20 protein-coding genes are annotated in these 20287 nt (G+C 63.7%); 9 read left to right on the forward strand and 11 right to left on the reverse strand.

What is annotated here, in order from left to right; translation table 11 throughout:
- Positions 1-29 precede the first annotated feature (29 nt).
- Both Pla111_RS14300 and clpX read left to right on the forward strand, forming a co-directional pair.
- Complete coding sequence (locus Pla111_RS14300; protein ID WP_146575130.1) at positions 30-398, forward strand: SHOCT domain-containing protein; 369 nt, start codon at positions 30-32, stop codon at positions 396-398.
- A gap of 410 nt (positions 399-808) precedes the next feature.
- The gene (clpX, locus tag Pla111_RS14305; RefSeq protein WP_146575131.1) at positions 809-2089 is read left to right on the forward strand and encodes an ATP-dependent Clp protease ATP-binding subunit ClpX; all 1281 of its coding nucleotides are present in this window, start codon (positions 809-811) and stop codon (positions 2087-2089) included.
- A 379-nt stretch (positions 2090-2468) separates the two neighbouring features.
- On the opposite strand, the gene Pla111_RS14310 is transcribed toward clpX, so the two are convergent.
- The 7 genes from Pla111_RS14310 to Pla111_RS14340 all read right to left on the reverse strand — a co-directional run bounded on the left by Pla111_RS14310 (position 2469) and on the right by Pla111_RS14340 (position 9980).
- A complete protein-coding gene (locus Pla111_RS14310) occupies positions 2469-3122 on the reverse strand; it encodes a PEP-CTERM sorting domain-containing protein (protein WP_146575132.1) in 654 nt (217 codons plus the stop codon).
- A gap of 299 nt (positions 3123-3421) precedes the next feature.
- Positions 3422-4087: a PEP-CTERM sorting domain-containing protein gene (locus Pla111_RS14315; protein ID WP_146575133.1), complete on the reverse strand. Its 666-nt coding sequence runs from the start codon at positions 4085-4087 to the stop codon at positions 3422-3424.
- Between the two features lie 185 nt (positions 4088-4272).
- On the reverse strand, positions 4273-5391 hold the full coding sequence (locus Pla111_RS14320; RefSeq protein WP_146575134.1) for a pyridoxal phosphate-dependent aminotransferase: 1119 nt from the start codon (positions 5389-5391) through the stop codon (positions 4273-4275).
- A gap of 158 nt (positions 5392-5549) precedes the next feature.
- Positions 5550-6488, reverse strand: a complete 939-nt coding sequence (locus Pla111_RS14325) for a DMT family transporter (protein ID WP_197525046.1) — start codon at positions 6486-6488, stop codon at positions 5550-5552.
- A gap of 119 nt (positions 6489-6607) precedes the next feature.
- The gene (locus Pla111_RS14330) at positions 6608-7723 is read right to left on the reverse strand and encodes a DUF11 domain-containing protein (RefSeq protein ID WP_146575136.1); all 1116 of its coding nucleotides are present in this window, start codon (positions 7721-7723) and stop codon (positions 6608-6610) included.
- 58 nt (positions 7724-7781) lie between these two features.
- Positions 7782-8528 carry a hypothetical protein gene (locus Pla111_RS14335; RefSeq protein WP_146575137.1) on the reverse strand — a complete coding sequence of 249 codons (747 nt, stop codon included), beginning with the start codon at positions 8526-8528 and terminating at the stop codon, positions 7782-7784.
- Between the two features lie 105 nt (positions 8529-8633).
- Positions 8634-9980, reverse strand: coding sequence for a hypothetical protein (locus Pla111_RS14340; RefSeq protein WP_146575138.1), 1347 nt, complete (start codon positions 9978-9980; stop codon positions 8634-8636).
- A gap of 317 nt (positions 9981-10297) precedes the next feature.
- Here Pla111_RS14340 and Pla111_RS14345 point away from each other — a divergent pair, with 317 nt between their 5' ends.
- The gene (locus Pla111_RS14345; protein ID WP_146575139.1) at positions 10298-11347 is read left to right on the forward strand and encodes a hypothetical protein; all 1050 of its coding nucleotides are present in this window, start codon (positions 10298-10300) and stop codon (positions 11345-11347) included.
- Here the strand turns inward: Pla111_RS14345 and Pla111_RS14350 are convergent.
- Both Pla111_RS14350 and pdxA read right to left on the reverse strand, forming a co-directional pair.
- Entirely contained in the window at positions 11322-11987 is a 666-nt protein-coding gene (locus tag Pla111_RS14350) for a histidine phosphatase family protein (protein WP_146575140.1), read from the reverse strand. The genes Pla111_RS14345 and Pla111_RS14350 overlap by 26 nt on opposite strands.
- A gap of 110 nt (positions 11988-12097) precedes the next feature.
- Positions 12098-13150 (reverse strand): 4-hydroxythreonine-4-phosphate dehydrogenase PdxA, encoded by a 1053-nt coding sequence (gene pdxA / locus Pla111_RS14355; protein WP_146575141.1) that lies wholly within the window; start codon positions 13148-13150, stop codon positions 12098-12100.
- Positions 13151-13502: 352 nt separating this feature from the next.
- Here pdxA and Pla111_RS14360 point away from each other — a divergent pair, with 352 nt between their 5' ends.
- The 5 genes from Pla111_RS14360 (at position 13503) to Pla111_RS14380 (ending at position 17330) form a co-directional block, all read left to right on the forward strand.
- Positions 13503-14561, forward strand: coding sequence for a toxin-antitoxin system YwqK family antitoxin (locus Pla111_RS14360; protein WP_146575142.1), 1059 nt, complete (start codon positions 13503-13505; stop codon positions 14559-14561).
- Positions 14562-14736: 175 nt separating this feature from the next.
- Positions 14737-14916, forward strand: coding sequence for a hypothetical protein (locus tag Pla111_RS14365; protein WP_146575143.1), 180 nt, complete (start codon positions 14737-14739; stop codon positions 14914-14916).
- Between the two features lie 136 nt (positions 14917-15052).
- Entirely contained in the window at positions 15053-15499 is a 447-nt protein-coding gene (gene dtd / locus Pla111_RS14370; RefSeq protein WP_146575144.1) for a D-aminoacyl-tRNA deacylase, read from the forward strand.
- A gap of 316 nt (positions 15500-15815) precedes the next feature.
- The gene (locus Pla111_RS14375; protein ID WP_146575145.1) at positions 15816-16832 is read left to right on the forward strand and encodes an SUMF1/EgtB/PvdO family nonheme iron enzyme; all 1017 of its coding nucleotides are present in this window, start codon (positions 15816-15818) and stop codon (positions 16830-16832) included.
- A gap of 282 nt (positions 16833-17114) precedes the next feature.
- A complete protein-coding gene (locus tag Pla111_RS14380) occupies positions 17115-17330 on the forward strand; it encodes an SDR family NAD(P)-dependent oxidoreductase (RefSeq protein ID WP_197525047.1) in 216 nt (71 codons plus the stop codon).
- Between the two features lie 228 nt (positions 17331-17558).
- Here Pla111_RS14380 and Pla111_RS14385 read toward each other — a convergent pair whose 3' ends face one another.
- Entirely contained in the window at positions 17559-18512 is a 954-nt protein-coding gene (locus Pla111_RS14385) for a metal-dependent hydrolase (protein ID WP_146575146.1), read from the reverse strand.
- Between the two features lie 325 nt (positions 18513-18837).
- On the opposite strand from Pla111_RS14385, the gene Pla111_RS14390 reads away from it, so the two are divergent.
- Positions 18838-19635: a CvpA family protein gene (locus Pla111_RS14390; RefSeq protein WP_146575147.1), complete on the forward strand. Its 798-nt coding sequence runs from the start codon at positions 18838-18840 to the stop codon at positions 19633-19635.
- Between the two features lie 33 nt (positions 19636-19668).
- On the opposite strand, the gene Pla111_RS14395 is transcribed toward Pla111_RS14390, so the two are convergent.
- Positions 19669-20283: a GNAT family N-acetyltransferase gene (locus Pla111_RS14395; RefSeq protein WP_197525048.1), complete on the reverse strand. Its 615-nt coding sequence runs from the start codon at positions 20281-20283 to the stop codon at positions 19669-19671.
- Positions 20284-20287: the final 4 nt, after the last annotated feature.

Genomic DNA, 20287 nt, shown 5'->3' on the forward strand with positions numbered 1-20287 from the left:
CCCGCAGAGAACCATTGGCGAGCCTACGCGTGACAGACGATCTCGGACTAACGCTGTTCGTGACGGCTATGCTTGCTTGGGCGACTCCCCCGCTTGCGAAAGCGACCGCGTTGTTGGCGCTCGTGATCGCTGTAACGGCGGCCGCGGTTTTGCTCGTGCGAAGCTGGGCGGGTCGCACCGGCGAAGACGTGGTTGATGCGAGCGAACTGCTCGCGAAGTTTCGAGATCTTTACGCTCGTGGTGGGCTCAGCGACGCCGAGTACCGAACAATCAAGACGAAGCTAGCACCAGACTTGCAAGCGGCCTCGTCGGCCAACAGCACCGGTGCCAGCAAGCCTCGCAATCCGCGTAACGACAACCCAGCCGATCCTTCGATCGAATTCATCCCCGACGCTTAGGTTTCCGAAAAAATAGCTTCCCTCTCGTGGCCGGACCGCCCGCACTGCCTGGAAGGGTTTTGCGGTTGTCCCTCCCGGGGGGTGGTGTCGGAGACTCGGAGAGTCGATGAACGATCCTCGTCGGACTTGCGTAATCGAACGCGAACACACTGCTCGAAGAGAAGCGTGGACAAGGAAGCCCCGCCTGGCGTGGAGTTAGCGAGCAGCGGTCCTCTGAAACCTCTTGGGTCATTTCCTCCAACGAACTCGGCGTCGGGAAGCGCGTCGGGAGGGGGAAACGCGGAACCAAGAGCTTGAGGACCGCGGCAAGTGAGCATCGAGCGGCGCCACCACACGGCACAGCGGCGAGTTAGCCCTCCAATCCTGGGGAGCATCGCTGCCACGCACAGTCGGGTTAAGGAGAATTATCCATGCCTTCGGGTAAAGAGATCACCGGCACACGTCGTACCGGTACGTCAAAGAAGAATGCGTTCTGTTCGTTCTGTCGCAAGAGCTATCGCGACGTCGGCCCGCTCGTTGAGGGGCCGGGCGATGTTTATATCTGCGGCGAGTGCATTGAGCTCTGCCAATCGATCCTGGACCAAGAGCGCAAGCGCCGCGGCGATAGCAAGCAGCTCTTTACCAAGATCCCCTCGCCACGCGAGATCGTTGCCGAACTCGATCAGTACGTGATCGGGCAAGACTCCGCCAAGCGTGTCCTGGCCGTTGCGGTTCATAGCCACTACAAGCGTCTTGTCGCGGCAGAAGACGAGGGCGATGTCGAGATCGACAAGTCCAACATCTTGCTAGTGGGCCCCACGGGCTGCGGCAAGACGCTGCTCGCCAAGACCCTGGCGCGGAGCCTCAACGTGCCGTTCGCGATCGGCGACGCCACGACCCTCACCGAGGCGGGCTACGTTGGCGAGGACGTTGAGAACCTCCTGCTCAAGCTGTTGCACGCCGCTGATTTCGACGTCGAGGCCGCCCAGCGGGGGATCCTCTACATCGACGAGATCGACAAGATCGGCAAGACAAGCCAGAACGTCTCGATCACGCGCGACGTGTCCGGAGAGGGCGTGCAGCAAGCGCTCCTGAAGATGCTCGAGGGGACCACTGCGAACGTCCCCCCCCAGGGTGGCCGCAAGCACCCCGAGCAGCAGTACATCCAGATCGATACGACCAACATCCTCTTTATCTGCGGTGGAACCTTCGCCGGGGTGGAAGATGTGGTTCGCAAGCGGCTTGGCAAAAAGACGATCGGCTTCAGCCAAGACGTTCAGCAGAACGAAGAGGTCAGCTTTGCTGAGGCGATCTCGCAAGTGAACGCCGATGACCTGATCGAGTTCGGGATGATCCCCGAGCTGGTTGGACGTCTGCCGGTTGTCTCGACGCTGCGTCCGCTCGACGAATCCGCTCTGGTGCGGGTGCTCACCGAGCCGAACAACGCGCTGACCAAGCAGTATCAGCGTTTGTTCAGCATGGAAGAGGCGAGCCTTGAGTTCACGCCGGGTGCCCTCGAAGCAATTGCTCGTCGTGCCCACGAACGTGAGACCGGGGCGCGCGGCCTGCGATCGATCATCGAGAGCGTCATGCTCGACATCATGTTCGATCTGCCCGATCAGCCACGCGGGCAGAGTTACTCCATCAACGAGGACGTGGTGGTTGGCCGCGACAAACTCTTTGCCGAAGCGCCTGAAAAGAAAAGCGCTTGAGATAAAAAGCCGATTGGTTTCTTTAACGAGAAGCGGACCGGCAAGCACACACCGTGACGCTTGCCGGTCCGGTTTGAGCCATTCTTCCAGTCGAGCATCAGGCCAGCCGTTCAATTGACCGACACCTAGAGCTAGAGAGACACGGGCCTGGCAGGCGAGGACTCAAAGCCAAGAGTGCTTGAACCGCGCAGCGAAAGCCGCGCAGTTTACCGGGTTGCTATCAGTCACAGGGCGACGTTCAATCTCGGGGCGGGGGCGCTTAGACGCTGCTGCCGCCGAGGGTCCAGTCGCCCGTTTACAAAGGAAAAGGCCGGCCGGTGCAACTGCACCGGCCGGCCTTTTCTGTTAAATCTTCAGAGCTCGTTGAGCGAGCAGGAAACTAGTCGCGACGACGGACCGCAACCGCAGCAAGCGTTGCCGCGAGCAGCGCTAGTGTGGCGGGCTCGGGAACGACATTATCGGGATCAAGATCAAGATCGGCTTCAAGTTCACCGGTGCCCGACGCGGTAAAGCTGGTCACCTCGGTCGCGTTTGCGATCAGGGTGTCAGCCTGGGTTGAGAGAGTGACGCTCACGGCACCACCAATGCCCGGCACGAAGGGCAGGTTCTGAGCGTTGATCGACCCAACCGTGCCGACGAACACAAAGTCGAAGCTACCACCGAACGGATTGTAAATGACGTCGGCGGTGTCAAGCGTCAGGTCGAGGATCAGCCCCGGGGTGAAAATCGACAGCGAGCCCCCGGCAGCCGAAGTCACGGTATCGCCGGACGGATCGATCCCGAACACTCCGGGAATCGAAAGATCAAAAGAAAGGTTCGAGCTGGTCAGTGAGCCTTGTAGGGCACCGCCAGCAAAAACAAAGATGCCGGTCAGAGGATCACGGGGGGCTCCCGTGTCGGTGATTAGACCGGTCGAAGAATCGTACTGCACGTCAACATCGACGAGCTGGATCTCGATCATGGTGGCTTGTGTCAAGCTCACCGCGCACAGCCACGCTGCGGCAAAGAGGGAACAGAGCAGGTTGCGTCTCATTAGGCGTTCCTCGGGAGAGAGTACAGCAGCCGAGCAGCTCGGCGGGGCTTGGCAGGTTGTTTTAGCGCAGGCTTATGGTGGCAGAGTATGAGGACTGCGCAAGGCCCTCAGGCTGGCATTGTGACGGATCGCTGCGGCGTTACAAGTGGTAAGCACGCCGATTGCTGGCCCTTCCCCCCTCGGGAGGGGGGATCCTCCCTGAAATCTCTCCTCCTGCATTCTTAACAACCTCGAATAAAAAAGCGGAGAGGGCCATTCGGCCCCCTCCGCTGGGTGGTTTTCTGATTCGCCTCGTGACCTCAGCGACGCCGACGGCCTCCGGCCAGCAAACCGATCGTCGCCAGCAGGGCGATCGAGCCCGGCTCGGGGATGTTGTTGTTCGGGTCGGTCGAGAATTCGGCGTTCAACTCGCCGCTGCCCGAGGCCTCGAAGCTCTCGACCCGCGTTTGCGAGGTCGAGATCGAACGCGCCCGAGTCGAGAGGGTGACTGCGACCGGGTTGCCGATCTGCAGACCGAACGGCAGCGCTTGAGAAACGATATCTCCAACGGTGCCAATAAAACTGAAACGGAAGAGTTCTTGCCCGATCACGGTTGGTGAGTAGATGATCTCAGCGGCTTGCAGGGTCAGCTTGAGGATGCTGTCGGGGATCAGCAGCTCGAGCGTTCCGCCGGCTGCGGACACAACCGAATCGCCATTGGGGTCGATGCCAAACACGCCGGGGATCGAAAGGTTGATGGCGAGTGAAGCGGCGGGCGAGAGCAACGACCCGACCTGCGCACCATCGCTAAAGAAATAGATGCCCGCGAGATCGTCGTTAACCAAGCCCGCGTTGCTGATCACACCGGTGTTGGCGTTGTACTCAATGTCAACGTCAACAAGTTGAATCTCAACGTTTGTGGCGTGGGCTTCCCCACCAATCAGGCAAAACGCCGCGGCCGCGGCAATCCAAGTGGCACATCGCATGAAGTTCTTCCCTTATTTCCTTGAGGGGGGGCTAACCCGAACCAACGGAGACGGTCACTTCGCGTCGGCTTCGACGCGGTCCATCGCGTTGGCGGGAAACCCTAACTCAACGAGGAAGAAATCACCTAGAGCGATTTTGAGCAAAGCTCGCCAAGTGCTAGCACTCGGCGAGATTCAGCGCGGTGCTATCGGATGAGTCTCGCAAGCACTTCCATCCCGCGGTCGATCGTTTCGATCGAGGCGGCGTAGCTCATGCGGAAGTGCGTGTCGCGGCGACTGAAAATTCCGCCGGGAATGATTAGTAGTTCGTTCTCGATTGCCCGCTCGACGAACGCACCGCCGGTCGCGTAGCCGGCCGGCGCTTTGGGAAACACGTAAAAGGCACCGCCCGTATCGGCGAGCTCATAGCCTGCGCTGCGTAATCCACCGACGACCCGGTCGCGGCGCTCTCGATAAGAACTCACCAGCGGAGTGATGTCGGTGTGGAACGCCTCCAGGGCAGCGTGCTGCAGCGGATGCGGAGCGCAGACAAAGGTGTATTGCTGCAGGGCCGCCATCTTGTCGATCAGAGCGCTCGGGCCATGGATCCAGCCGATCCGCCAGCCCGTAACGCCGTAGCTCTTGCTGAAACCATCGACCACCAGCGTTTGCTCGTTCCAGCGCGCGGGGCTATCGAGCGCCGCATCGTAGGTGAACTGCCGATAGATTTCGTCCGACAGCAAGGCGACACCGTGTTTGTTGGCAAGCTCCGCAAGACCGCGAGCCTCGGCGGCACTCGCCACAACACCGGTCGGGTTACCGGGGCTGTTCAGCAGGATGAGCTTGGTGCGGGGTGTGATGGCGGCCTCGACCCGTGCCAGATCAAGCTTGAAGTCCGGGTAAGTGTCGATCACTACCGGCACCCCGCCGACCATCTCCGTGAGCGTCGGATACATGACGAAGTAGGGATCGAACATGATCACCTCGTCGCCCGGATTCACGAGGGCCCACATCGCTAGGTTCAGAGCGCCGCTCGTGCCGCTGGTGATGAGCACTTTGCGGTCGGCGTGTTTCCACTCGGCATCGATCTGCGCCTGCAGCGCTTCGCGCAGCTCGCTGACGCCTTGCGTCTGGCTATAGCCGTTACGGTCTTCGCGGATCGCCCGACATGCGGCCTCTTTCAGGGCGTCGGGCACCGGGAAGTCGGGCTGTCCGATCGACAGATTGATCGGGTTGGCCATCTTCGCCGCGAGGTCAAACACCTTGCGGATTCCTGAGGAATCGAATCGGTCGGTGCGGTCGGCGAGCCAAGGGTGGGCGGGCATAAGTGCTTAAGCCAGTCGGTACGTTAAAAAATGGTGCGGAAGGCGCAGAGCAGGGCAGGGGGGATTGCTGGCTTTCTTGGTAAGAGAAAGCCTACTTTGAGCGCGTTTCAGGTCGTGAATCTAAACCCCGCTGAAGCGATATGTCCGTGCGACACGCACTAGGCGTCGGCCGTGAGTGGATCGGGCGACCACTCGCCCGACTCCTCGGCGGTGTGCTTTTGAGTTGGCGCTTGGACGAGCGCGACCATCGACAGGATGCCGGAGACCGCGATCAGTTGTTGGGAAGTAATGGTCTCGCCGTCGGCGAGACCCCAGAGGATCGCCATGACGGGGACCACGTAGGTCACCATGCCGGCGAAGAGCGGTCCGTGAGATTGCACCAATCTCACAAACATCCAGACACACGCCCCGGTTCCCAGCGCGCCCAACGCGCCGAGCGCTGCGGCGGCAATGGCGAAGTCGGTCCGCGGTGTCGGCGGCCCGATTCCCAGCGTTGTGCTCAGACCCGGTGCCAAGGCAAGCGGAGCGAGCGTTAGCGACGAGATCATCAGCATCGCGACGCTCATCGGGGTTGGGTCGGCGTCACGCAGCGTGCGTCGCAGCCAGGTGTTGCCCAGCGCGTAGCTCAGCGGAACCGTCACCGCCATCGCCAGCATGCCGACCGTGATTCCCTGTAGGGCACCGGCGTTGAGCAGCATGCCGATAAAGCCCAAGCCGCCGATCACGCCGATGATCTGACGCCATGTCGGATGGATCCCGAGCACAGGAATTGAGACCAAGATGGTCAACAACGGCGTGAACGCGACCGTCATGCCGAAGAAGCTGTGGGCCCCGAAGCTCGCGATCAGCGTGGGCTGGGCGGCATAGGGATAGGCGTTGGCGATCACCGCCACGAGAGCGATGTTTCGCAGGTCGCGCGGACGCAGCCGCCGCGACCGCTCGGCAACGATCCACACGATCGCCAGAAGAATCGCGGCACCAAAGACCCGTCCTAGGCCGATCTCGACCGGCCCGAACCACCGCGAGGCCCGCGACATCAAGATGAAGTTCGAGCCGAAGAACAGACAGATCAGAGCGAACTGGAAATAAGCAATCACAGGCGGGAGCTGTCCTAGGGCGGTGGGGATCCGCATTGTAGGCGGCAGCCCTCTGATCGCCTATGAACCGCAATTGCCGGCGGGGTTCGCCTGCGGCCGGATTTTTCCCGCCGACCTACTCAGCGCACACGCACGCGGAAGGTCAGCACGCCCCCCTCGCGGGGCTTCAGCGACTCTTTGAGCGCCCAGCTAAGGACCAATGACCCGGCTTCGTTGCGGGTCGTCGTGAAGTCGGCATCGACCGAAGCCTTGGCGGAATCCTCAACGTATTCCAGCCGAGTCGTGAGGTTATCGACGATCACCAGATCGCGTATCGGCGCGTCGCCGACGTTGTCAAAGCGGAGCGTGAACTCGACCTCGTCGCCCGGGTGTGCCTCGTTCTCTGAGGCGAGCTTGACGAGCCGCAAGCGCGGGCTGCTGGGGACGCCCAGTTCGTAGATCAATCCGGGCTGTTTGGCGGCGAAGACCGCCGAAGCGCCTTGGCCGGAGATTGTTACCTGAACCTCTTGGTCGCCGGTCCAGGTGATCGCGGCCAGCGAGTGGCGCATGACAATCGGATTCTCTTGGCCGTTCATGACCCCCAAATGAACGATCTGCAGATTCGCGTACGGGCCCACCAGCCCGCGAGTTTCCGCCACGGCGAGCAGTCGCTCGGCGGCACCGGCCTGTTGCCGACCACGGAACAGGCTCGGCGGTCGCTCGCCGCGTTGCTGACGCAGCGTTGTGTTTAGCACGCCGGTACCGGGCAACAAACGCAGCTCCGATTCGGCTGCCGCGAAGGCGTCGCCGACCTCATCGACAAACATCCGTTGCTGGGCTCCCATCGGCTGGACCACATGCCGCACCGCGGCGAAGCGCGGCGCATAGATACAGGTGCGGGTGCTGGGGGCAACCAGCGTGCGACCATCATCGGTGCGGTAGATACCGACGGTATCTTCCTGCTCAAGGCCGACGATCTGGTTGTCGTGCGTCGCGCCAACCGGCGACGCGTTGTCGCCGCCGTCGCACAGGTATTCGTCTGAAGGGCCGACAGGCCAACCGGGCGGGCACTCGCAGACGCAGTGCTTGTCGCACTGGTCGGTTTGTTCCGCCGGGCAGCTTTGGCAGGCGGGCCAGGCAAGCGACTGACCGCTGGCGCTGCACGAGCACATGGTGAGCAGGGTGGCGATCATTAGCCCGCGCCGAAACCAGCGGGGCATCAGCAGCCACGTGGGGCTCGCGTGTGATTCAGCCATGTGCCTAACGAGTCACGCTGCCCTATTAGGCAGGGCGTCTCGTTCTCCCCGTTGATGATTAAGGTAGTGACGCGGTCGCCGGGAGCACGCGCGGATCGTCGGTGGATTCTTTTGCGAGCATCATCGGCTCAGCGAACGCGCTCCCCCCGGGCGACGCGAGACGGCTGCCGATCCGCAGGATCGCGATCGGGCGACCCATTGCGTCTGCCAGGGCAAGCGGGTCGTCACCCGTCCGGGCTTCAAACCATTGCTGTCCGTTCAACTCGACGACAGGCAGGGCCGTGCGTGGGTCTTCCACATAGATGACGCGGGTGACGAGTCCCCCCTGCGCCGCGATCCGCAGGTCGTCTGCGGTAAGCTCGATCGGCACCGGAAAACGCAGCGCCTTGCCCGGCGGCGGATAGAGCCGATCCACCAGCTCAACCGAGGGGTAGAGCTCGATCTCCGGATAGCTCGGCACGCCGACCGCTTTGAAGCCATAGACGCAGCCGACCGCCATGCCGACCAGCATCCGCTGATCGTGAGCGGTGGAGTATCCGGCTCCGCTGACGGCGGAGAGGATAATGCCCTCGGGGGCACGCAGCTCAACGGGCTGGGTGTATCCCAACAACGGACCGCCCCTCATCAGCCTTTGGGCGCCAATCGCTCCCGGAGGTATGGCGCCGGCTCCTGGCCGGTGAGTGGGGGGTGATTGGGCCAAGAGAGACAGACTTGGCACAAGCAACATCCCCACCGCCAATACTAACTTGCCCATGGCGTGATCGCGGCGAACCGCGTCGATGGTGAGGGGACGGACCGTTGTCATGGTTCCTTCAGGTCAATTGATATCGCGTCGGTCGAGATCGATCGGTCCCGCTCGGGATGCTAATAATCACCGAGCGGAACCGCCGAATTGATCTCGCTCGCCGTGTTACTCGCAGTAGGCTTCGTTCGCGCCACCGGCACCGGCACCGTGCAGGGCAGCGCCCACCCGTGTCGCAGCGCCAACAACCGGGTTCGGCACCGTGCCACCAATCGGCCGGAACGGAGCGCGGTGGACTTCGTCGATCGTTACCTTGTTCACCGGACGCGGGTAGTTCATGCCCGGACGCTGCTTCACCGAGATATGCATCTGCGGAGTCGGCGGCGGCATGTGAACGCGGGTGCGGTTGGTCATCACGTGGCTCCGCAGACCAGCGGGCGAACCCAGCGGGATGTGCGGCGGTCCAGGCAAGCCGATCGGTGTGCCCGTGTAAGGCATGCCGTACTGCGGGCCGGCTCCGGCCAGCATGTGCGGCGGCAGCGCGGGAGGTGCCATGCCGGCGGTCGGCATGCCCATCGGCTGATTCATCGGGGCACCGCCCATCATCCCCGGGTGAGCCATCGGACCGTCCATGGTCGGGCCCGACATGTAGGGCGCTCCACCGGGTCCGCACGATTCGCCATTCTCGCCGTATCCAGCGGGCATCACGTTGTCGGCATAGGCACCGCCTTCGGCCCGTAGGTCTTTGCTACCGATCCGGAGCACCGCGAGGATCGAGCCCCGGCGGTCAGCTTCCGAGACCGGGTCCACACCCGGATCGAGCCGCGTGCTGACAAGCGTTTCAACGCCCGACAGAGCCAGCTCTTGGAATTCGGGATCGGGGAGATAGATGACCTTCGTGACGAAGTTGCCGCTCATCACCTGATCAAAATCTTCTTCGGTGAACTGAACGGGCACCGGAGCGTGCGCGAGGAACGCGTCGGTCCGCGGATTGACCGGGGCGACTTCCAGTGTCGGGTACAGCGTTACCCCAGCGCGGCCCGGAATGTTTTGTAGCTGCAAGCGATAGATCGCCCCTTGCGGGAAGTCCTGTCGTCCGGGGACGTACAGCGGTGCCGAGTCGAACATGCCGGCACCCGACACGTCCCACGAAACCTGCAGACCCTCTTCGCCAACGAATTGGACCTGTGAGGTTGCGGGGCCGGCCCCCATCGCGCAGCCACCGCCGCCAATCCCGCACGAGCCGGTCGAGCAACCGCCATCGTCGCAGTATTGGCACTGGGTGGCACCATAGCTGGGCGGGGTTCCGCCCGGGCCATAGGCAGCGGGCGAACCCATGGGGGCGGTCATCTGACCGCCCACGGGAATCACGCCGGGGCCGGGGCCGCCGACTCCGGGGCCCGGGTGCATCATTTGTTGTGCGGGCGGCAGGTTATAAGCCATCCGCCCCGCGCAGCCGGTGGCCGCAATGGTTGCGATCACCAAGCTGTTTGTGATCCAAGTCTTCACGCTCATCGTGTCCCCCCTCGGCGTGACCGCGACGCGCCTCACGAGACCTCGTGTCTCGCGAGCGGCATCGTGTTTTCTGTTTCTTTGCCCCGCGAGAGGCTCGCCACGCTAGCGGCGAGAGCAAATCGCGGTAGACGTCCGTCGCGAGCCCTCTCTAGACTCCCGCCGTCGTCTCCCTTAGCGGTGCGATGCCAACCACTTGCTATCAAGCAACAGCGGCCGTCGGCGGTTAGACCACCGGTGCCCTGTGGGGGCATCGCTCCCTGGCCATAGGTTCGGCCCCGCAGAACCCCATTCTTTGGCAAAAGCGTCAAAACCCGCCCATGGGCAACAGGCTGCGTGATCGGGCGACCGGCTTTCTTTGGCGTGCGCTGCTGCTTGTGGCAGTCGGCGGCGGGGCCTTTATCGGCCTACAGGCGATCGATAACGCGCTGATGCCGCTCGATCGCAGCCCGCGAACCGCCTTCAGCCCGGACGAAGCGCCCGTTGTTCCCGGTGCCCCCCCGCTGGCCACACCCGCCGCGAACGATACCCGGGGCAACCGCTACATCGCCCAGGCTCAGCTAAGACTGGCTCAGATCGAGTCGCTCTCTGCTAGCGTTAGCTACGAGGGCATCTCAGCCCAGCGGATCACGAACCTGACCGGACGCTACTTGCAGCGGGGCGCGGGGACCAATCTGCACTTTTCGTTGTTGTTGCGCGGCAAGCTTGCCGATGAGCCCGCCCGTTTGCTGAGAGTCTCGGACAGTCGATTCCTGTGGAATGATTTGATCTGGGACGCTGTCGACCGAGACGGTCAGCCCGATCCGGCGGATCGCCAGATCAGCCGGATCGATCTGCGACGAATCGGCCGAGACGGCGGGGAGCATCCCGGCAACACGGAGGGAGACCCTGCGGATTCCGCGCTCGAGGACCGCTTCGGTGGTCTGCCAACACTGCTGGCGAAGCTAGCGCGTGACCACGACTTCGCGGCACCGCGGATGCTTCAGCTGGGCGGGGATCGGGTCCTCGCGCTGATCGGAGAGCGTCGCACGCCGGTGACCCCGGTGATCTGGCCCGACACGTCTCCGACTGACGCGCACCACGTGCTGGTAGCGCTCGAGGAGCGCTCGTTAACGCCCCGTTTGATCGAGTTTCGTGGGTTCGAAGATCCCCTGTCGCTGAGCGGAACTCCGCTCGAAACGCGGTTGCAGCCCAGTCGGCAGCCGCTGCTACGGATGCGTTGTGCCGACGTTCAGACAGGCCTCGCCATTCCCGACTCAGCGTTCGCTTACGAACGCCCGAAAGACGTTCCGTGGCGGGATGAAACGCAACGCGAGCTGCAAGCCATTCATTCCGCGGCACGGCTCACGCCAAGTGGTGCACAGCGTTGATCGTGACGCACTGCGCGGCACCGTTGCGCCACCTCACGACGTTCACGCAGCAGTTGTCTTGCCGGAGCGGATAGACGTTTTGCAGCGGCACGCCCACGAGCGCGCCCATGTAGACACGGTTGACGACACTGTGCGCGACCGCGGCAATCTGCTGACCGAGGTGGCGCGCCATCAGCGCTTCCAGAGCCGGCGCAACGCGATCGAGCAACCCTTGGAGCGTTTCGCCTCCGGGGTAGCCGTTGATAGCGGGGTTGCTGTGGAAGCGTGCGTAGCCGTCGGGGTCATCGCGGCGAATCACGTCCCAGTCGAGTCCCTGCCAGTGCCCGACCTCAACTTCCTTCAATGCCGCGATCGGCTCGACGCGAAGTGCGTGCGGAGCGGCGATCGCCTGGGCGGTTTCCAACGCCCGTTGCAGCGGGCTCGAATAAACCGCGCTTAGCCCCACGCCGCTGAGCGACGCGCCGACCCGGTCAGCCTGCGCTCTTCCGAGCGGTGCCAGTGGCTCGTCGATACCGGCCCCCTGGATGATCGGAGGCGAGACCAGATTCGGTGGCGTCGCGCCGTGACGGACGAGGTACAGCACGCACTCGTCGTTCTTAAGGGGCTCGATCAGCTCGTGTTCCGTTGCGTGATTGATCATGTTGCCAGAGAGCGGGAGTGCGAACAGAGCGAATAGCGCTAAGCAATCGCAACAGTTGAGGTAGGGCAGGGGGGCTAAGAGCAGGGCAGGGGAGGCGGGGGGGCAAGGGCTTATTGTCCCGCACGACGACGTGCCAGCGAGGCCGCTGCGCTGATTGCCGCGATCATGCCACTGGTTTCAGCGACCCCACGCCAGGCCAGATCCGCGGCGGTACCGTGTGCGACACTCGTGCGAACGATCGGCAAACCGAGCGTGACATTCACCGCCCCGTGCATGCCTAGCAGCTTCAGCGCGATGTGACCCTGGTCGTGGTACATCGCTACAACCGCATCGAACTCGCCCTGGGTTGCGCGGACCATCAGCGTATCGACAGGCCAGGGCCCCGTCGCATCGATGCCCGCGGTGCGAGCCCGCGCGACGGCCGGGGCGATGAGGCGGGCTTCTTCGTCACCAAACAATCCCTCTTCACCGGCGTGCGGGTTAAGGGCGGCAACGCCCACACGGGGGCGATCCACCCCGTACGCCAGTGCCGCTTGGTGCGCTAGTTGGCACTTCTCTTCGATCGCTTCGATCGTGAGGGCCCCGATCGCCTCGCGGAGCGCAACATGCAGCGTCACGTGAACAACGCCCAGGCCGCAACGTGTCTTCGGCACCAGAGACGGGGGCAAGTAGAGCATCATGGCGAAGTCGTCCACGCCGCAAAGCTCGGCGAGCAACTCCGTATGGCCCGGATAAGGTCGCCCCGCGGCGTGTAGGGCGGCCTTGCTGAGCGGCCCCGTCACGATCCCCTCGCAATCTCCCGCCAGCGCTGCCCGAGCGGCAGCCACAACCGCTTCGTAGGCCGCCGCACCAGTCTGTGCGGTCACGACCCCCGGCGCGATCGCGAGCGATGCCGATGCGTTGGAGCCAACGCAGGTTACGCGATCGGGGGCCGCCCGCTCGAATGCCAGGGCGAGCGGTGCCGCTTCGACCTCGGCCTTCAAGCCGCGCAGGTCGGCAGCGCGGCGGAGCGTGGCGGCATCCCCGAAGACGGCCGGGCGACAGACCTGCCAGATGCGGGGATCCGCCCACACCGCGGCAAGGATCTCGGGTCCTACTCCCGCCGGATCTCCCATGGTGAGGGCGAGACGGGGCAGGGCGGGGGCCGCCAGATCGGTTGTCATTGCGCGGTCGGGAGCGAATTGCGGTTAGGGGGGCGGGATGTGAACAAGCTTTTCCCGTTGTATCAGTCTGCAGGTCTGATTGTAGCGCCCACGGCTCGCGCCGGACAGAAACCTCATGCCCTCGCACTTCTTGCTCACCGCTGAGCCTCTGTGGGCCGACCGCTGTGGTCCGTTCGGGCAAGATCGATCGATTACGGCACCGGCTGCGGTGCGCTTGATCGCAGGGGCTCGCCCGGTGGCAGCGACGCAAGCGATTGCCCCGGAGCGCTGGCCCTAGCGCGGCCGAATAGGCTTCTGAGAAAGCGCGGCGATCTTCACCGCCCGCACCGCCTGTTGTTGGAGGCCTCTGGGGTTGCTGTTTCGCCTGCTCCTCGCTGCGACGCTTGCGATACCGCTCGGGGCGGCGTCTCCGGTCGGTGCGTATTCCCCCCGCGAGGGTGGGCATCGAATCGCCCGTGATGACAACAGCGTCGTCAACGAGCGTGACGAGCGCGGCGTGATCCGCATCTCGCGCGAGGTGCGCTTGAACGAGCGCGGCGACTTCGAAAACCACGGCAACTGGCGTGCGTGGGATGCTGAGGGGCAGCTCATCGGGCAGGGCCGGTACGCCGCGGGCGAACGGACGGGGGGGTGGTGCCGGTGGGCCGGGCAAGATGAACTGTCGCCGACGATGGCTGCTCGGCTGGTGGGTTTCGAGGCCCCCTTTCTCAGCCAAGCGACCTTCCGCGATGGACGTCTGCAGGGTGCCTGGAGCGTGTTCGACGCCGCGGGTCGCACCGCGATCGAGATCAGCTTCCGCGACGGTCAGCGGCACGGTGAGGCCCATTTTTTCGACTCCGCGGGTCTCTTAAAAGAGCGCAGTCGCTACGCTGCGGGCTTGCTCTCGGGACCCGTCGAAGCGCTCGATGCCGACGGTGCCCTCACCGAAGTAGCACAGTACGTTGAGGGGCGAGAAGTGGGTGTGCGTGAAGAGCCCACCGACGATGGGGCAGGGCGGGTCCGCCAAGAGCTTCTGGGGCCTGTGCTGCGAGAAGCGACGCCAGATGATTTCTGGCTGCTTGAAGTGGCTAGCTACGCCGCGCGCGGTAAAGAACTGCGTCACGGTTTGCGCCAAGTCTGGAGCCGAAGCGGGCAGCTCCGCTTGACCACGCACTACGAGTGGGGCGTGGCGACGGGACCAGCCCAGTGGTGGCACGAGAACGGTCAGCTCGCGGCCGCGGGCGCGTACTTTCAAGGCGTTGCCGATGGCTCGTGGCGGTGGTGGCACCGCAACGGTGCTCTGGCTGCTCGCGGGCAATACGCCGAGGGCCGCCTCGCGACGCCGCTTGCCGCTTGGGATGCTGCCGGTCACCGCTCCGAAGCGGCGCAGAGTCTCGCGACGCTCGCCGATCGCCGCGAAAGCCCCCGATAACCGTCAGAACCCGTCGAAACCGCCACGCGGCCCTCACGCGCAGCCAAAGCGATTGGGGGGCTGGCGGCAAACGGGGGGCTTGGCGATTATAGTGGGCTTGTTCAGCCCGTTCGCGGTCATGCAGGACCACGAACTTTCCCCTCCCGACTCACCAAGCCGCCCCGGAATTACGACGATGGCCAAAGCCCTGGCGATCTTCGGCATGGTGGTCGCTCTGTTGATCTTATTGGTCTTCGGGCTCGACGCTGCGATCGGAGTGCCGTTTGGCAAAGCCAACACGCTGATGAGCATCGCGTTTGCTTTCTGTGGTGCGGTGCTCGCTTACATGAGCTGGGACGCCTTCCGCAGCGCCTGACCCTTTGATACCAGCCGGGCAGCGGTCAGGATCGGGAGGCCGTTCGGAGCGGGCTCCGTGAGTCTGCTCTTCGCCACGTAGTTATTGCCCCTGTGCAGGGCTGCCCCGAAGCGGCGGGCAAGGGAGTCTCTACCGAATGCGTAGTGTTGTTCAGCGGGTCACTTCAGCGCGGGTGACCGTTTCTGAAGAGGTAGTCGGTGAGATCGGTCCCGGGCTGCTGGTGCTGCTGGGCGTTGCCGAAGCCGACGGCGATCGCGAGATCACCTGGATGGCGGAGAAGCTTGTCGGGCTGCGCATCTTTGACGACCCGCAGGGGAAGATGAATCTCTCGCTGCTCGACACGGGGGGTGAGATGCTCGTCGTCAGTCAGTTCACACTGCTGGCGGATTGCCGGAAGGGGAAACGCCCCAGTTACCTCGGCGCCGCGCCCCCCGAATTGGCGGAGCCGCTCTACGAGCAATTCGTTGCGGCGGTGCGCACGCGTGGCGTGCGCGTGGCGACCGGGCAGTTCCGCACCGAGATGCACGTCTCGCTGGTGAATCACGGCCCGGTGACGATCATCGTCGATACGCCCACAGGGTAGGGCGCCTCCGGCGAGGCGCTTTGAGGGGAGCGGCGCTCACACCGCCTACCCATCGCCCATTTTTTACGCTTTATTGTTGCAGGCGATACTTTCGAGGGAGTGGGGTCGCTAGAATGCAATCTGCTAGTTGATCCACAACAGCTAACTAAATAACGCTAATTCCTGAACCACCTCGCCGTTTTCTTCAGCGCCCCTAGCCGTGGGCGGAGGAGAAAGTGGCGCGGTGGTTTTTTTGTTCCTCTGCTGGCTTAAACCGGGCCAAAGCAACAACGAACGAACCATTCTGAGCTACAACTACCTCAAGAGGACGCTTTTGATGAGTCATTTGATAGTCCGCACCTTGATCCCCACGCTACTGCTGGCCGCCGTGGCGGCCCTGCCGGCCTCGGGCAGCCCGGTCACGTTCGACTGGGCGTTTGTCGCCAACCCGGGCAACGCCGGCGACTTCCGCGGCACCGGCCACGGCGGCGTGGATTACACCTACGGCATCAGCAAGCACGAGGTCACCAACGCCCAGTACACGGCGTTCCTCAACGCGGTCGACCCGACCGGTGCCAACGCGCTGGCGCTCTACAACACGAGCATGGCGGGCATCTTCGGTGGCATCGAGAACACCGGTGCGGTGGACGGCGCCCGGTATGTCGCCCAAGCGGGCCGTGAGCAAAACCCGGTGAATTACGTCTCGTTCTTCGACGCAATGCGGTTCACCAACTGGCTGCACAACGGCCAAGGCAGCGGAGACACCGAAACAGGCGCGTACACTATCGGCAATGGCTTCGACGAAGTCCGCTCGGCGAGCGCCAAGTTTTGGATCCCCAGCGAAGACGAGTGGTACAAGGCGGCGTACCACGACGCGTCGGCCGGCACGGCGGGCGTTTACTTCGACTACGCCACCGGCAGCGACAGCATCCCCGTGAGCGACCAGCCGGGGGACAACCCCGCGGCGGTGAACTACTTCAACGACGACGGCGTCGCCAACGGCTTCAACGACGGCTACGCGGTGAACGGCTCGGGGAGCTTCCCCAGCAGCACGAACCCCTTCTTCACCGACGTCGGCGCCTACACGGCTGCGGCAAGCCCGTACGGCACGTTCGACCAAAACGGCAACGTGTGGGAGTGGAACGAAGCGGTCGTTAGTTCTTCTTTCCGCGGCGTGCGGGGTGGTTCGCGCGTCAGCTTCTGGTTCAACCTGCGGGCCGGCTTCCGGAACCTCGGCAGCCCCACGTTCGAGGACAGCGGCGTCGGTTTTCGCGTGGCAACCGTCCCTGAGCCAAGTGCGGTGCTGATGGGGGCTTTGGCAGCGTGTGGGCTGTTGCTGCGGAGAAGAGCTTAGGATCACTCTCGGTGCTCTTACCCTTTTACCCTTTCTTCTTTTCTCTTGCCGCCGCCAGTGTTTCTGGAGATCGGGGCACGCGAGATTTTTCGGAGAACGGAGTCTCTCGATGAGACGCAAGGACCTGGCAGGACCGGGGCGTGAGCCCCCGGTCCTGCTGGTGCTGCGTTTTCGCATTGACGGGGGTACGACCTCACGCGCTGGATCCTGGAGAAGGTCGATAGCTTCCCCAAGAGCCAGCGGTTCGTCTTCGGCACGCGGCTGGCGGATCACGCGATCGGCGTGCTGGAGACCCTGGTCGAGGCGTCGTACAGCGGCGCCAAGGCGGCCCTGAACCACTTGATGAACGGCCTAGCGCACCTGTTCGCCAAGCAGATCCGCGTGAACACCGTGGTGATCGGCACCGTCGTCACTGAGGGATACGCTTCTGCCGGGCTCGACGCGGCGGCGCAGGAAAGGCTGATGAACCCCGACAACCTAGCCGGCCGCAGCGGCTAGCAGTTGGGTACCGGGAGTTGAGTATCCCAATCTTGCCGGCCCGGCTATTTGGGCGACCGCATCATTTACGTACACAGTCGTCCCCGAGCCGTCGTCGCTTTCGCTAGGCGCGGCGGTGGGCGTGTTTGCCTTGCGACGGAGCGCGCGCGTGACCTGCGTGGGGCGCTATCGTCGGTAAGCCCACAGGTAAGCCCACAGGGTCGGGCGCCTTTAGCGGCGGGGCGCCCATCAGCGATAGTAGGGCGTTTGCGAAGGACTCATCGCGGGCGCCATTCGCGCGTCGCCCCGATTCGGCAGGAACCCCCCCGGTCGGCCTGCAGCGCCGCCAGTGAAGATCGGGGTCGAGAAGTCGCCGCGGGGCGCATTGGCGCGCGGTTGCGCCGAGAGAAAAGGCATGCGCGAACGATCCGCCGGCGCCTCGTGGTTGCCGGCCAGCGCTTGAAGCACTTGCTCGCCGCCGCCGGCGGGGGGGGGCGTCGCGCTTGCGAGCCGCTCTTTGGTTTCACGCAGTTGTTCGGCCAGTTGCGGATTACGCATGTCGATCCGCTCGATGACCGCCGGTTCCATCAAAATGGCGACCGTCACCGCAGCCAGCTTGGCGTAGACGGAGAAGTTGGCCGTGGGGCTACTACCCCACAGCTTGACCGCGGTGCCGAAAGATTTCTTGAACCGTGGCAGAACGCCGCGTGTATCGACGCTGTAGATCTCGTCCAACACCAGATGGCTCAGCGCGCCCAGCCCCACGGCGGCGGCTTTCAGATAGCGTGTGAAGATCGGGTTCTCAGGACTAGTGATTAAGAACGCCAGGCCGGCGAAAATCAGCACCGCGGGGATGCTGTGCCACATGCCGCGGTGCACGCTCCATCTGCCGATCAGATTTGCGGCAACAAAGCGGATGCCGAAGTAGAGCGCCGCGGCGAGCAGCACCACTTGGTCGTAGGTCAGGCTCAGTTGCTTAAAGCGATCGAGCAGCAGCATGGGAACGATCGCCGCGGCGAAGCCGAGCGCCTCGCGACGTGGCACACCCGAATCGCTGTCAACGTCGGGCAGCATCCCCGACACGCCGCACAGCCCGCCCGCGACCAGCGCTGTCGACATGTCGAATCCGCACCCCGACGCCACGACCGCATAGCCAGCGCCCAAGGCGCTGCTGAAGGTCACGTGTGTGCGGAAGTCAGCCATCGATTCTTGCCGTTAAAGCAGACTCAACGCGTGCCGGTCGGTTACCCAGCGGAGTCGTCGCCGTTGTGCGTGTGCGGTTCGACGCCAGTTACCAAAGCCACTCCCGCCGTTATCTGCGGGGGCACCTAGCGGCGGACGGTAGACCGCCCAAGGGCTTGGCTGCAAGATCGCTCGGCGGCCGACTTGATCTTCGCCCCGGAGCCCCGAATCGATACGATTCGCGCGGACTCGACGCCCTGCTGCGAATCGAGCCAACCCTTGCCACCTAACGGCGTGCTGCTTTGCCCGCCCCCAACCGACACCTAGTAGCAACGCTGGCACCACCATGCAGACCTATGACTTGCTGATGCTAGCAATCCTCGGCGGGTTGACGATTTACGGCTACTTCAAAGGCATGGCGTGGCAGATCGCGTACATCGCTTCGTTTGTTGCGGGATATTTTGTGGCGACGAAGTACGCCGATCGGCTCGCACCGAGCATCACGTTTGTGAACCCGCCGGCCAATAAGTTTGTCGCGATGCTGATCATCTACGCGGTGTGCGCTTTCGCGGTTTGGATGCTGTTCCGCGTGGTCAGCAAAGCGATCGACAGCGTCAAGATGGAAGGTTTCGATCACCAGATGGGTGCCATCATCGGCTTCGCCCGGGGCGTGCTGTGGTGTGTGGGAGTGACTTTCTTCGCGGTCACTTTGCTGCCCCCGTCGTTTAAGCAGCAGATCATTGGCTCGCAGTCGGGTCGCTACATTGCGCGGCTGCTCGATGAAACACACAGCCTGTTCCCGCCCGAGGTACACCAGATCATCGGGCCCTACTTGGATCGGCTGGAAAATGAACTCGACGGCGGCGGCGCGGTCGCCAACGGACAGCCGGCGGGTTATGCGCAGCAGCCCGGCGGTTGGCCCGCCTCGGTGCCGCAAACGCCACCGTCGGGCGGCGCGTCGCCCTGGCCCGCCGCCCCCGCGAGTTTGCCGGGCTGGCCCACCGCCGGCGGACAACAAAATAGTCCCCCTGCCGCGCCGGCTGGTTGGCCAGCGCAGCCGCAGTCTTACTCGTCGCCCAATGGCTGGCCGACGTCACCTGCCGCAACGCCCGCGCAGCCCGCGGGTTTCGCGCCGAATCGGTAATTTGCTCTCGCGGCAGCGAATCAGCTCCGGTTATCACAGCGGTTTGGCATAAATACGCCCCCCGTCGCCGCCGTCATGCAGCATCGCCGGCCGAAAGCCGTGCGACTCGTAGAGTGTCAACGCCGGCGTGTTGTGAGGCATGACTTCGAGCGTCACCTTGCAACAACCCCGCGAACGCGCCTCTTCGTCTACCGCGTGCAGCAAAGCGCGCCCGACACCAAGTCCACGGTGGCCGGGGAGGACGGCCAGGTCGTGAACGTTGAGCAGGGGGGTTGCCGCAAAAGTCGAGAAGCCGACAAAGCACGTTGCGATACCAATCGGCTGGCCGTCGTTGAACGCGAGCAGCACCACGGTGGTGGGGTGGGCCCGAAGGGCAGGGATCAGCCGCTCGCGCACGGCAGGATCCAACGGCTTACCATCGCCCAGTGGATCCCGCGAGTAAGCGTCGGTGAGCTCAACAACGCTCGTCGCGTCGTCGGTGTTGGCCAAGTCGGCAACGCGGATCGTCAGCATGATCAGGCGGGGGCAGACGCAAGGCACGAAGCGTTGTCGTGCGCGGAGTTCATGGGGAAGGTCGTAGGGAAGGTCGTTATCGGCGGAAACCGCGAGGACGGCAATCGCCGGCGAAAACCGGCCCGAAACGAACATAACA

It is taken from the genome of Botrimarina hoheduenensis, assembly GCF_007859815.1.
Taxonomy (GTDB): domain Bacteria; phylum Planctomycetota; class Planctomycetia; order Pirellulales; family Lacipirellulaceae; genus Botrimarina; species Botrimarina hoheduenensis.

What these genes read in the sequence shown, in the direction of transcription:
- clpX (WP_146575131.1), top strand. Translation starts at nt 809, where the DNA reads ATGCCTTCGGGTAAAGAGATCACCGGCACACGTCGTACCGGTACGTCA.
- Pla111_RS14310 (WP_146575132.1), bottom strand. Translation starts at nt 3,122, where the DNA reads ATGAGACGCAACCTGCTCTGTTCCCTCTTTGCCGCAGCGTGGCTGTGC.
- Pla111_RS14315 (WP_146575133.1), bottom strand. Translation starts at nt 4,087, where the DNA reads ATGCGATGTGCCACTTGGATTGCCGCGGCCGCGGCGTTTTGCCTGATT.
- Pla111_RS14320 (WP_146575134.1), bottom strand. Translation starts at nt 5,391, where the DNA reads ATGCCCGCCCACCCTTGGCTCGCCGACCGCACCGACCGATTCGATTCC.
- Pla111_RS14330 (WP_146575136.1), bottom strand. Translation starts at nt 7,723, where the DNA reads ATGGCTGAATCACACGCGAGCCCCACGTGGCTGCTGATGCCCCGCTGG.
- Pla111_RS14335 (WP_146575137.1), bottom strand. Translation starts at nt 8,528, where the DNA reads ATGACAACGGTCCGTCCCCTCACCATCGACGCGGTTCGCCGCGATCAC.
- Pla111_RS14340 (WP_146575138.1), bottom strand. Translation starts at nt 9,980, where the DNA reads ATGAGCGTGAAGACTTGGATCACAAACAGCTTGGTGATCGCAACCATT.
- Pla111_RS14345 (WP_146575139.1), top strand. Translation starts at nt 10,298, where the DNA reads ATGGGCAACAGGCTGCGTGATCGGGCGACCGGCTTTCTTTGGCGTGCG.
- Pla111_RS14350 (WP_146575140.1), bottom strand. Translation starts at nt 11,987, where the DNA reads ATGATCAATCACGCAACGGAACACGAGCTGATCGAGCCCCTTAAGAAC.
- pdxA (WP_146575141.1), bottom strand. Translation starts at nt 13,150, where the DNA reads ATGACAACCGATCTGGCGGCCCCCGCCCTGCCCCGTCTCGCCCTCACC.
- Pla111_RS14365 (WP_146575143.1), top strand. Translation starts at nt 14,737, where the DNA reads ATGGCCAAAGCCCTGGCGATCTTCGGCATGGTGGTCGCTCTGTTGATC.
- dtd (WP_146575144.1), top strand. Translation starts at nt 15,053, where the DNA reads ATGCGTAGTGTTGTTCAGCGGGTCACTTCAGCGCGGGTGACCGTTTCT.
- Pla111_RS14375 (WP_146575145.1), top strand. Translation starts at nt 15,816, where the DNA reads ATGAGTCATTTGATAGTCCGCACCTTGATCCCCACGCTACTGCTGGCC.
- Pla111_RS14385 (WP_146575146.1), bottom strand. Translation starts at nt 18,512, where the DNA reads ATGGCTGACTTCCGCACACACGTGACCTTCAGCAGCGCCTTGGGCGCT.
- Pla111_RS14390 (WP_146575147.1), top strand. Translation starts at nt 18,838, where the DNA reads ATGCAGACCTATGACTTGCTGATGCTAGCAATCCTCGGCGGGTTGACG.
- Pla111_RS14395 (WP_197525048.1), bottom strand. Translation starts at nt 20,283, where the DNA reads ATGTTCGTTTCGGGCCGGTTTTCGCCGGCGATTGCCGTCCTCGCGGTT.